The organism is Brevundimonas sp. Root1423 (assembly GCF_001426805.1).
In genome coordinates this window covers 507,761-520,751 of the sequence record NZ_LMFL01000045.1, presented here as the reverse complement: position 1 = coordinate 520,751, position 12,991 = coordinate 507,761, and the positions used below count along the sequence as shown (strand labels likewise).

The window sequence follows — 12,991 nt, the reverse complement described above, 5'->3', positions numbered from 1 at the left end:
GGCGAGCCAAGGAATCGCCATTTCTTGACGAACGCGGATCAATCAGCCCAGTGTTGTGGATCACAATTACAGAATTGCAGCGTCCCAGTACCGTATGCCCGAGCGTCTTAGCTTCAGTAGTCAAACTCTGCCGCCGGAAGACGCTTTCGCCGCCTATGTGCTGCTCTACGACGGCGGTCTGCACATCACGCGCGGCGCCGGAGAGTTTCGCGCCGAGGTGAGGGCATGGCGGCTTGAGAGCCTCCTGTTGTTCGACCGACGTCTCTCCGGCGTGGTGCATTCCCGGAACGCCCGGGCGGGGAACGACGGCTTTGACCACGTCGTGCTCAGCCTCGTGGTGTCCGGCCGGGTCGTGGGCGGCCCGGAGAGTGGCTTCGAGGAGGCGGTCGCCAGCGACATCTATGTGACCGACACCGCCCGCCCCTCGCGCACCGAGTTCGACGAGGCCCATGTGCTGACCGCCAGCGTACCCCGGGGGATTATCGAGGCCGCGAGGGGGACCACGGCCGGCCTGCACGGCCTTGTCCTGAACGCGCCGCGCAATCTGATTCTGGCTGATTTTCTGCAATCCCTCGCTCGCAACGGCGATGCGATGCAGACGGGGACCCAGCCCGGGCTTTCACGGGCCTTCATCCACATCCTCGCCTCGGCCGAGGACAAGGATGTGCGAGCCAGCAACGAGGCCCGGCAGCGGGAATATATTCGGCGGGACTCTGTCGAGCGGATGATACTGGAGAACCTCGCCGATCCGTCCCTGTCGGTGGCGTCCCTCAGCCGGAGGACAGGCATGTCCCGCTCCGTTCTGTACCGTCTTTTCGAGGATCAGGGCGGCGTCGCCCGCCTGATCCAGAAGCGGCGACTGGAGGGCGTTCGGCGCGCGCTCGACAACGGGGAGTACAGGCGACTGTCGGATCTGGCTCGCGCCTATGGATTCCCGGACGAATTCCAGCTCGCTCGTGTGTTCAGCGAAGCCTATGAGATCTCGCCCCAGGCCTACAGCGACGGTGTTGCGGCTGCCGGCGGCGATCCGCGGGACAGCCGGCGACGCTCGGGCTGGATGGGTGAAATCGCCTGACGGCAACGGGCTGACAGCACACAAAAGAAAACGGCGGCCTCGAAAGAAGCCGCCGTTCCTGTAGATATCTGGTCTGACGAAAACGCCAGAGGGTCGACTCAGTCGCTTTCAGCGTCGTCGTCGGCGGCCGTGACGGCGGCGAAGGCGGCGATGGCCACAACGGCGAAGATCAGGCCGGGGGCGATCGAACCACCGAACTCGTCGGAGGCGCCAGCGGTGCTGCCCACGCGGTCAGCGACGCTCGGTGCGGCCGAGACCTGGTTGGCGGCGACGGCCTGGCCGGCGATCAGCAGGGCGCCGGTGGCGATTGCAGCGAGAGTTTTCTTCATGGGTCGGCTCCGTGATGATTTGACAGCGTCGGCCAACACAACACCACGCTGGAGCGTTGGTTGCAAGGCTAGGCTGCTATCTCTCACGTCTATTGCACGGGCGCCACAGCTTCCAGTGACGCCGGGCGGAAATTCGTTCGAACTGTGGCGTGGAAGGCTCAACTGCAAGTACCGATCACAGGTTGTTTGCACATCCTTAAGTCTAAAATCGACCTTGCACTGTACAGTTTGACCGGGGTGCCGCCTCGCCGATGCGGGGAGGAAACCCTTGAACGACCTTCAAAAATCCCTCTGCGGGCGAGCTGTCCCAACTTTGGGACGAACGTCGCTACGTGAGTCGTTCCTTCGTTATGGTTGCCAATGTATTACCGGCGGTCGTTGGAGTGGGGACGTGTACCCGCCTCTGCGCGTGATTTGTATTTTGAGGGTCGGCGGCAGCCGACCGGTCGGGGTGGGTTCAGAGATGTCGGTTTCCAACAAGCGTCCCGTCGCGGGCTCGCGTTCGCCTGCTCGCTCGAAGACGGACAAGGACGCTTCGCGTCGGATCCGCATGGGCCTGCTGGGCTCGACGGCCCTGATCGCGGCGGGCCTGGCCTGCTCGCCGGCCTTCGCCCAGACGGTCAACCCGGCGGGCGGCGGCTCGATCACCTACACCCCGGGATCGGCCAGCAGCACGACGCCCGGCGCCTCTGACGGCGTCAGCATCACGAACGCCAGCCCCTATCAGTCAACGATCAACGGCGTGTCCATTCTGAACACGACCGGCGTGCCAACGGCAGACGCCGTCCGTCTTCTGAGCACCAGCGGCGTCGAACTGATTGGCGTCAACTCACTCCGCACAAATGTGAGCGGCGGCTCGGGCCTCTACGTCCAGAGCAACTTCAATCTTGGGGTGAACCTGTCGACCAGCAGCAACACCTTCCAGGGCAGCTACGGCATCCGCGCCCTGGCGGCAGGCGGGTTCATCAATTTCAACTCCACCGGCCAGACCCAGACGATCACCGGAAACGGAACGGCCCTCATCGGGATCGACGTCCAGGCGTTGCTGCACCCCGAAGTCTATTTCGGCACATCTGTCGTCAGCGGTTTCGCGACCGGCGTTCAACTGAGCCAGTCCCAGGCCAGCGGCGGCTATGTGTTGTTTTCGTCGACCGGCGGCTCGATCAGCGCGACGGGAACCGGCATCCGCGCGGATGCAGTGGGCGGCGAGGCCAACGTCAACTCGCAGACGGCGATCACCGCTGCCACCGGCATCAACGCCACCGGCGGCGCGATCAGCCTCACGACCAGCGGCGGCGGCACGATCAACGCAAATGTGGCGGGCGTCGGGACCGGGATTTCGGTCGCCAGCTCGTCGGGGGCGGGACCGATCGCGATCAATGTGGGCGCCTCGATCGGGGCCAGCACGGCAGGGGCCTATGGCGTGCAGGTCGTCGCCAGCGGAACCTCTACGGGCGCCATGTCGATCACGACCACGGCGGCCGTCACCGGGACCGCGGCCGGCATTCAGCTCAACCGCGCGGCCGGAACGCCCACCAACACGGTGACGATCGGTGCGAACGTGACCGGCGGCACGGGCGTCGACGGCTTCTCGGCGGGAACTACCAACTACACGGTTCAGCAAGGCGCGACCGTCACCGGCACAAGCAGCAGCACCACGGGCCTGCACGGCTTTGGATCGGCGGGCCTTTTCACCAACAGCAGCCTCGCAACCGTGGCCAACTCGGGCACGATCACCTCCACCGGCGCGAACAGTGGCAACGCCGGCATCATTAATGCCAGCGGCGCTGCGACGACCAACACGGCTACGGGGATCATCAGCGGCCGGACCGGCATTTTAAACTCGAGCAACTCGACCGTCACCAACGCGGGCACGATCACGGGCACGGGCGCGGCCGCGAGCGAGGCGGCGGTGCGGATGTCGGGCGGCACGGTCAACAACACCGGCGCGATCAATGGGGGCGCCCACGGAATTCTCAACGTCAACAACACGTTCACGGTCAACAACACCGGCGGCACGATCACCGGCAATACAGGGCTCACCGGTAACAACACCACCACGACCGCCAACATCACCAACAGCGCCGGCGGCGTGATCAACGGGGTCGTCGACGGCATCAACCTCACCGGGGCCAACACCTCCGGCACCTTGACCAACAGCGCCGCCATCAGCGCGAATACGGCCGCTGGCGTCTATCTGAGCCGCACCGCGGGCTCGACCTATCAGATCGTCAACACCGGCACGATCACCGGCGGTTCCGACACCACCCTCGGCTATGCGATCAACGTCGAGGACGGCGCCACGACGATCACCAACAACAGCGGCGGGCAGATCAACGGGCTGAGCGGGCTCGCCAGCGGGCGGGCGATTCGCGTGATCTCGGACGATCAGGCCACGCTGAACCTCAATGCGGGCTCGACCGTCAACGGCGGGATCCTGTCCACCGGCTCCGGCAATCGCGCGGTCTCGCTCGCGGGTACGGTCACCGGCGGCTACAACGCCGGCGGCGGCACGGGCGTCGACAGCTTCACGCTTGCGGCGACGGGCTCCATCGGCGGCGCCGTGAACCTCGGAGGCGGCAACGACACCTTTAACTGGAACGGCGGCTCGATCGGGGGTGCGATCGATGGCGGCGCCGGTGCGGGCGACACGTTTAACAGCGTGCTCGGCACCGGCGGCTCAGGGTCTCTCAACCTTGCCGACCTGTTGAATTTCGAGACCTACAGTCACCTCAGCGGCACGCTGACGCTGACGGGCAGCAACAGCGGGGGCTATGGCTGGGCCGGCACGAGCGGGGCGATCATCAACAACGGCTCGATCAACGCCACCGCGAGCGCCCTTTCGTTCAACAACACCGGAACCGGAGCCAGCGGATCCAGCCTGACAAACGCCGGGTCCCTCGAGGGCCTCGCGGCGGGCTTCGTCATGAGCGGGACCGGCGACTTCAGCGTAACCAACACGGGCTCGATCAACGGGTCGAGCGTCGGCACGGGCTTCGGCGTCTCGCAGACCGCCGGAACTGTCACCATCGCCAACAATTCCGGGGGCACGATCAGCGGCAACGGCTATGCCGTCAACACCACGGGTGGTTCGCTGAACCTGACCAACGCGTCGGGCGCCACGCTCTCCGGCGGATCGCTCGGTTCGATTCAGGCGGCCACGAGCGGCACGGCTACGATCAACCTTCAGGCCGGCTCCATCACCACCGGCAACATGAATCTGTCGGGGACAGGCGCGCGCACGGTGACGCTCGCCGGCCTCTTCAGCGGCAATCTCGACGCCAGCGGCAACAGCGGCGCCGTCAACCTGACCCTGAACACCAGCGCCACCGGCTACACCCTGCTGGAGGGCGGTTCGGGCGCCGACACCCTGACATTCACCGGATCGGGTTCGCGGACCTTCAGCGTCGACAACCTGACCAGCTGGAACACCGGCGCCTTCACGGGCGGAACCTGGACGCTCACCGGCACGGGCAACCAGACCAGCTTCACCTCAGGCCTGTCGATCACGGGGGGCGCCGCCCTGTCGATCGGCAACACCCAGCAGCTACAGGGCGCCACCGCCCTGACGATGAACAACGGTTCGATCACGACCACGGCGTCGATGAGCAACACCCGGACCATCGCCTTGGCGGGCGCGGGCGGCCTCGGCGTGGCCTCGGGCATGACCCTGACCCAGTCGGGCGTCATCAGCGGCGCTGGCGCCCTGACCCTCACCGGGCCGGGCACGCTCATTCTTTCGGGGAACAACACCTACACCGGCGGCACCATCGTCAACTCGGGCATCCTGCGGCTGGCGCACACCAGCGCCGCCGGCACGGGCGTCATCCGCCTGATCGATCCGCAGATCGATTTCGCCGCGGGCGGGACCTACAGCAACGACATCTCGCTGGAAGTGGCAGCCGGACAGCAGGCGGCGGACCCGACGATTCTGAACAAGACGGCGGGCGGCTCGATCACCCTGGCAGGCCGCATCTATGAGACTGCAGGCGTCGGCGGGGCGAACCAGTATGTCACCTTCAACGGCGGCGATATCTATCTGACCAATAACGCCAACAGCTGGGGCGGCGTCACCACGGTCAACAACAACACCGTCGTGTTCATTCAATCGGGCGGCGTGAACGGCCTGTCCGGCGGATCGATCGTCAACAACGGCGTTCTCTACTACCTGAACAACACCGCGGGCACGGTGGCGCAGAACATTTCGGGCTCGGGCGGAATCCAGATCGGATCGACGGCTCCCGTGACCTTCGCGGGCAATGTCACGAGCACCGGCGCGTTCTCCGTCCTGAATGGTGCGGCGGCGGTTATCGCAGGTTCGCGCAGCGGAGCCACCGGCACCGGCGTCGTTGTAAGCGGCTCCGGCGCCAGTCTGGGAGTCGCCAACGGCGGCTCGATCGTCGGCGGCGGACAGCTGGGCGTCCACATGACCGGTGTGGGCTCGACCCTGAACAATCTCGGCTCCGTCACAAACAGCGGCGTCGCCAATGCGATCGGCGCGGCAGTCTACGTCCAGGCCACCAGCGGGACGATCACGATCAACAACGGCTCAGCCAGCGACACCGGCGCCGGATCGACCATTCGCGGCTGGAACGCCGGCATTCGCCACGACCTCTCGACCGGCGGGCTTCTGGTCGTGAACAACTACGGTCTGGTCCTGGGCGACCAGTACAATGGCATCGAGAACTCGACCGGCGCCCTGACCGTCAACAACTTCGCGGGCGGCTACATCACCACCGGCGGCAACGGCAACGGCATCGTCAGCGGCTCCGCCGGCGCCGTCAGCGTCACCAACGCCGGAACGATCGGCCGCAACATTGCGGGCGACGTCACGGTCAACGGGTACGGCCTGTTCACCGCCGGCGCCCTGACCCTTGTGAACCAGTCGGGCGGTGGAATCTTCGGCGCCGCGGGCGGCGTCTACACAAGCGCTGCGGGAGCCAGCGTCTCAAATGGCGGAACGATCGCCGGAGCCCGCGGCGTGCACCTGGGCGGCGGCGGCACGGTGTCCAACCTCGCCGGCGGCGTGATTCTCGGAACGACCGCCTATGGCGTCAGCTCCAACGGTGCGCTCACACTGACCAACAGCGGCGTCATCCGCTCCGCGAGCGGCGCAGGCGCGGCGTCTACGGGCGTAGAGGCGAGCGGCGTTTCATCGATCACCAACAACGCCGGCGGCGTCATCGCCGGTCAATACAACGGCGTGACCCTCCAGAGCGGACTCGGCACGGTCGTGAACAACGGCGTGATCGCCGGTCTTCAGAACGGCCTCCAGGGCTCGAGCTTCGCCCATAGCATCACCAACTCCGGCGTCATCGTGGCCGGCGCCACAACGGATGCAGCGACGTCGCTCTCGGGCGTCGATCGCAGCGGCGCCGCAGCCAACGCCTATGGCGTGGACCTCATAGCCGGCGGCTCCCTGACCAACCTCGCTGCCGGCGCAGTGGCCGGACGCGCGGCGGGCGTGCGCCTGTTTGCCGGCGGCACGATCACCAATGCCGGCCTGATCGACGGCTCCGTCGGCTACGGCGTGCAACTGACGGACGTCGGCACGATCACCAACCAGTCGGGCGGCACAATCTCAGGGGCGACCGGTTCAATCCTGCTGAGCGGCGCGGGATCGAAGACCGTCAACCTGCTGGCAGGATCGACCGCCGACGGCCAGATCGTCTCCATGGCCACCGGAACGCAGACCATCAATATCGGGGGTGTGCTGAACGGAGCCTATACGGCCACTGCGAGCGCGGGCGTCGACAACCTGACCCTGGCGAGTACGGGTTCGATGACCAGCGCCGATCTGGGCGACGGAGCCGACTCCTTCACCTACCAGGGCGGTTCGTTCAGCGGGCTTGTCTACGGCGCGGGCGGCACAGACAGCTTCGTCTCGAACCTCGCCGGCGGGTCTGCCTCCATCAATCTGACCAACCTGCTCAGCTTCGAGACCTTCGCGCATCAGTCGGGCGCGCTGACGCTTACCGGAACCGCCGGCTTCTCCGGCGGGGCCTCGGTCACCGGCGGCTCGCTGATTGTCAACGGCGTTCTCGGTTCAGACCTCAGCGTGGCCGCGGGCGCCGCTCTGAGCGGTGGCGGATACGTCCAGGGCGCGGTCACCGTCGCCAACGGCGCCTCTCTGAACGGAGCGCAGGGCTCGACTCTCACGATGGGCGACCTGCTGCTCGGTGCGAGCTCGGCGATCAATGCGACCTTCAGCGGCGCGGGCGGCTCGGCCCTGTTCGCAGTTGACGATGCCTTGATCCTCGACGGCACGGTCAATGTCGCCAGCACCGGAGCGTTCGGCTTCGGGGTGTATGGTCTGATGACCTACGGCGGCATGCTGACCGACAACGGTCTCGTCATCGGCACGACGCCGGGCGCAACCCAGCGGATGTCGGTCCAGACCTCGGTTGCGGGCCAGGTCAACATCGTCCATGCCCCCAACGAGCTGCTCTTCTGGGACGGCGGCAACGGCGCCCAGCATGACAACGGCGCCGTCAACGGCGGCGCAGGCGTGTGGACCGCGGCCGGATCGAACTGGACCGACGCCAGCGGCCTGTCGAACGGCGCCATGACGCCCCAGCCCGGCTTCGCCATCTTCCAGGGCGCCGGCGGCACGGTGACCGTCGACAACAGCCTCGGCGATGTCGGCGTCACCGGCATCCAGTTCGCAGCCAACGGTTACCGGATCGAGGGCGACGCCATCGATCTGGTTAGCGCCAGCACGATCGTCCGCGTCGGCAACGGCACGGCGCCCGGCGCAGGCTGGACGGCGACCATTGCCTCGGCCCTGACCGGCGCCGGCGGTCTGGTCAAGACTGACCTTGGCACGCTCATTCTGGCGGGCGACAGCGACTACACGGGCGGCACGACCGTCAACGCCGGAACGCTGCGGATCGGCGACGGCGCGACGGCGGGTTCGATCGACGGGTCGGTGGTTCTGGCCAACGGCGCGTCGGTTACGTTCGCACGCAACGACGATCACGATTTCACCAACGCCGTCAGCGGAACGGGAACGGTGAACGTCAACGGGATCGTGACCCTGAGCGGCGCGATCACCGCGACCAACGGCGTCGGCGTCAGCGCGGGTTCGACTGCGACCCTCTCGAACGTCAGCATCGTCAACGGCAACGCCGTCTTTGGCGGGCTGAACTCGGTCGTCAATCTGACGGCCGGCGGGACGATCCAGAGCCAGAACGGAACCGGCGTCTTCCTGACGGGAGCCAACGGCGAGGTGAATAATGCGGGAACGATCACAGCCGGAAGCAACGGCGTGTTCGCGAACGGCGGGCTGACGCTGACCAACCAGGCGACCGGCGCGATCAACGCCGTCTTCGCCGTCACCGCCATTCAGAACCTCGATCTGACCAATGACGGCGTGATCGCCGCGACCAACACCGCCTTCAACAGCTCGGGCATCTATGCGGGCGGGACCGGGACGATCTCCAATACCGGTACGATCACGTCCGGGTCGAACGCCATCTACACCCAGGGCGCAGGCACGCTGATCAACAGCGGCCTGATCCGCGGCGGCGGGGCGGCGTCCACCGTGCGGCTGTTCGGCGCCAACTCCAGCGTCACCAACCTGGCGGGCGGCGAGATCACGACGACCGGCACGGGCGCGGGCCTGTACCTCGACGGGCTCGGCGCGACAGTCGTCAACTCGGGCACGATCCGTGGCGGCAACGCCGTGAACTTCGTCACCGGCGGCGGCTCTCTCACCAATGACGGCGTCCTCATCGGCAGCACCGCATCGGGCGTTGTCGGCAATGGCGGAACCACCATCGCCAACCTGACGGGCGGCTCGATCACCGGCGTGACGAACGGCGTGAATATCGTCACCGGTTCAGCAACCTTGACGAACGACGGTTCGATTACCGGCACGTCCGGTCAGGGCGTTCTGCTGCAGGCCGGTGGAACGATCACCAACACCGGAGATATCACCGGCGGGCAGAGCGGCGTGCGTTCGCAAGCCGCGCTCAACCTCACCAGCTCGGGCGCGATCTCCGGCACGGTGAACGCCATCGAAAGCGTCGGCGTCTTCAACGACAGCCTGACCTTCCTCGCCGGATCGACCACGACCGGCGCGGTCCTCACCAGCGGCGGCGACGACCTGGTCTCGCTGGCGGGTGCGCTGAACGGCGTGCTCAATGCGGGCGCTGGCGCCGACACGGTCACCCTGTTCGACACCGCCAGCTTCAGCTCGATCCTGGATGGCGGCGACGGCGTGGACGCCTTTGTGCTGGACGGTTCGGGCAACGGAACGCTGGCCATCGACAGCGTGGTGAACTTCGAAAGCCGCGCCATGAACGGCGCGGGCGTCTGGACCCTGACCGGCGTTGACGTTTCGACGGCGGGCTGGAGCCTGCTCTCGGGAACGCTCGCGGTTACCGGCGGTTCGGCCATCAACGATGCGGCCGGCGTGATGATCGCCGGCGGCGGCTCCCTCGCCCTGCTGGACGACGAAACGATCGCGTCTCTGGCTGGATCGGGCTCCGTGGATCTGGGCTCCAGCGTCCTGACCCTCGGCGGCGCCCAGAACAGCCTCTACGCCGGCGTCATCAGCGGCTTCGGCGATCTGGTGATCGGCGCGGGCCACGGCCTCACCCTGACGGGGGCGAACACCTACACCGGCGCGACGGTGGTGGACGGCGTTCTGACTCTCGGCGCGTCGAACGTTCTGGCCGACGCCTCGAGCCTGCTGATTGCTGCCGGCGGTTCGGTCGACCTGCAGGCCTTCAACGAAGAGGTCGACAACGCCTTCATCGAGGGCGTGCTGAACGGCTCGGGCACGCTGACGGCCTTCGACTACGGTCTGGACGGCGCGACCGTGAACGCCAACCTCGGCTCCGGCGTCCTGTACAATCTGGGCGGCGTCTCGACGCTGAACGGTCTGATCGGCGCGGATCTGGTGTCGGTTGACGCCGGAACCTTGGTTCTCGGGGCTTCGAACCGTCTGGCGGACACCGCCATCGTGGGCGTGGGCCTCGGCGCGACACTGGATCTCGGCGCGTTCAGCGACACCGTCGATGTCGCGATCCTGCAGGGGACGCTTGCCGGCACAGGTACGCTGACGGGTTCGGTCTACGGACTCGCCGACGCGACCGTGAACGCCAACCTCGGGACGGGCCTGCTGTTCAACATCGACGGGATCTCGACGCTGAACGGAACGTCGGCTGCCAACCTCGTCGCCGTTCTGGACGGCACGCTGGCGCTGGGCGCATCAAACCGGATCCTCGACACGGCCGACCTTCAGGTCCTGCCGGGCGCAACCTTCGACCTCGGCGCCTTCGACGAGACGGTCAATGTGACCGAAATCTACGGCACGCTCGCCGGTACCGGCACGCTGACGGCGGTCCAGCATCAGCTGGACGGCGCGATGATCGACGCCAATCTGGCGGGCGGCTCCGTCTATGTGGTCGGCGGAGACACGGCCCTGAACGGCGTTTCCAGCGCCGATCTGCTGTCCGTGCTCGGCGGCTCCCTGACACTGGGCGCATCCGACCGCATTGCGGATGCGGCGATCCTCGGCGTCTCCAGCGGAGCCACGCTCGACATCGGCGCCTTCGACGACACCGTCGCGGTCGCCGCGCTGGCTGGAACGCTGGCCGGAACCGGCACGCTGACGGCGGGCGAATACGACCTCGACGGCGCCATCGTGAACGCCAACCTCGGCGCCGGCGATCTGTTCAACACGAGCGGCGTTTCGACCCTGAACGGGACGAGCGGCTCCGCCAATGTGTGGGTGCAGGCCGGTACGCTGACGCTCGGCGGCTCTGACCGACTGGCCGACTTCGCCACGGTCTCGGTCGCCTGGGGTTCGACTCTCGATCTCGGCGCCTTCAGCGATACGGTCGGTCTGGCGTTGCTGAACGGCGCCCTGGCCGGAACCGGCACGCTGACGGCCGGCCAGTACGCTCTCAACGGCGCAACCATCAACGCCAACCTCGGGGCGGGCAGCCTGTTCAACCTCGGCGGCGTTTCCACGCTGACGGGAACCAGCGCTGCGAACACGGTCGAGGTGCTGGCGGGCACGCTGGCCTTGGAGGCGTCAAACCGTCTGGCTGATACGGCCACGGTCGCTGTCGCCTCGGGTTCGACGCTCGACCTCGGCGCCTTCCGTGACACGGTCGGCCTGGCGTTGCTGAATGGCGCCCTGTCCGGAACCGGCACGTTGACCGCCGCCCAGTACGGCCTCAACGGCGCAACCATCAACGCCAACCTCGGCGCCGGCAGCCTGTTTAACCTCGGCGGCGTCTCGACGCTGACCGGAACCAGCGCCGCGCACACTGTCGAGGTTCTCGCGGGCACGCTGACGCTCGGCGCTTCCAACCGACTGGCCGATACGGCCTCGGTCTCGGTCGCCTCGGGTTCGACGCTGAACCTCGGCGCCTTCAACGACACGGTGAACCTCGCCGTGCTTAACGGCACGCTGGCGGGCACCGGCACGCTGACGGCGACCCAGTACCAGCTGAACGCCGCCACCGTGAACGCCAACCTCGGCGCAGGAACCCTGTTCAACCTCGGCGGGGTCTCGACCCTGAGCGGAACAGCGGCGGCTTCGGCGGTCCAGATCAACGCCGGTACGCTGCGGCTGGGCGCCAACGAGCGCCTGTCCGACGCGGCCACCGTCTCGGTGGCCGCGGGCGCGACCTTCAATCTCAACGGCTTCAACGAGCGCATCGGCGCCCTGTACGGGATGGGCAATGTCGCTGTCGGCGCGGGTCGTCTGACCTTCGGCGGGGTCGAGTCGGCCTTCGGCGGGCGTCTGTCGGGGACGGGCTCGGTGGTTCATACCGGCGGCCTGTTCACCCTGCTGGGCGATCACACGATCGCATCGATCAGCAACACCGGCGGCGAACTGCGCTTCGCCGGCACGACCACCGGAAGCCTGTCGGCCTCGGGCGGCAGCGTGACCGGAGCGGGCACGATCGGCGGAGCTCTCACGGCCTCCAACGGCGCGGTCCTGTCACCTGGTCTGGCCGGTGTTCAAAACGGCATCGGCGGCTTCACCGCCGGCGGCCTGACGCTGAACGGCGCCACCCTGGCCATCGACGTCCTGGGCGCATCGGGCGGCAACCTGATCGACCAGCTGCGCATCAACGGCGCCGCGACCCTGACCGGGGGCATCCTGGCGCCGACCTTCCACGGGACGGCGGCTACCGACTTCGCGACCCGTTACCTGTTCCTGCAGGCCAATAACCTGGTCGGGACCTTCGCCAACGGCGCGACCTTCACCGCCGCGGCCCAGGAAGGCCTGTTCTGGCGGGTCCGCTACGACCTGGCCCCGAACGCGGCCGTGCTGGAACTGCGCAAGCTCGTCAGCCTCGATCCGGGCTCCAGCGGAACGGGCAACCAGCGCGCGGTCGGTCAGGCCCTGTCGGGCGGCCAGCTTGGAGCTTCGGACGACTGGGCGGCCGTTATCGGCCTGATCGCCGGCCTCAGCGCCGCCGACCGGGCCGCAGCCCTCGACAGCATCAGTGGAGAGCCGCTGGCGGACGTCACGACCTCGATGTTCAGCGCCAACGACAGCTTCCTGAACGCCATGCGCGAAGGCGGCATGGGCGGCCGCAACGATGGCGGCGAGGCGCTG

General features: G+C 67.2%; 2 protein-coding genes. One reads left to right on the top strand and one right to left on the bottom strand.

Annotated elements, in window-relative coordinates:
• The first annotated feature begins 94 nt into the window (after positions 1-94).
• On the top strand, positions 95-1,075 hold the full coding sequence (locus ASD25_RS24050) for a helix-turn-helix domain-containing protein (RefSeq protein WP_082572601.1): 981 nt from the start codon (positions 95-97) through the stop codon (positions 1,073-1,075).
• Between the two features lie 98 nt (positions 1,076-1,173).
• On the opposite strand, the gene ASD25_RS24045 is transcribed toward ASD25_RS24050, so the two are convergent.
• Positions 1,174-1,404, bottom strand: coding sequence for a hypothetical protein (locus ASD25_RS24045; protein WP_056621196.1), 231 nt, complete (start codon positions 1,402-1,404; stop codon positions 1,174-1,176).
• Between the last annotated feature and the right edge of the window lie 11,587 nt (positions 1,405-12,991).

Coding starts and splice junctions, on each gene's coding strand:
- ASD25_RS24050 (WP_082572601.1), top strand. CDS start 95: ATGCCCGAGCGTCTTAGCTTCAGTAGTCAAACTCTGCCGCCGGAAGAC.
- ASD25_RS24045 (WP_056621196.1), bottom strand. CDS start 1,404: ATGAAGAAAACTCTCGCTGCAATCGCCACCGGCGCCCTGCTGATCGCC.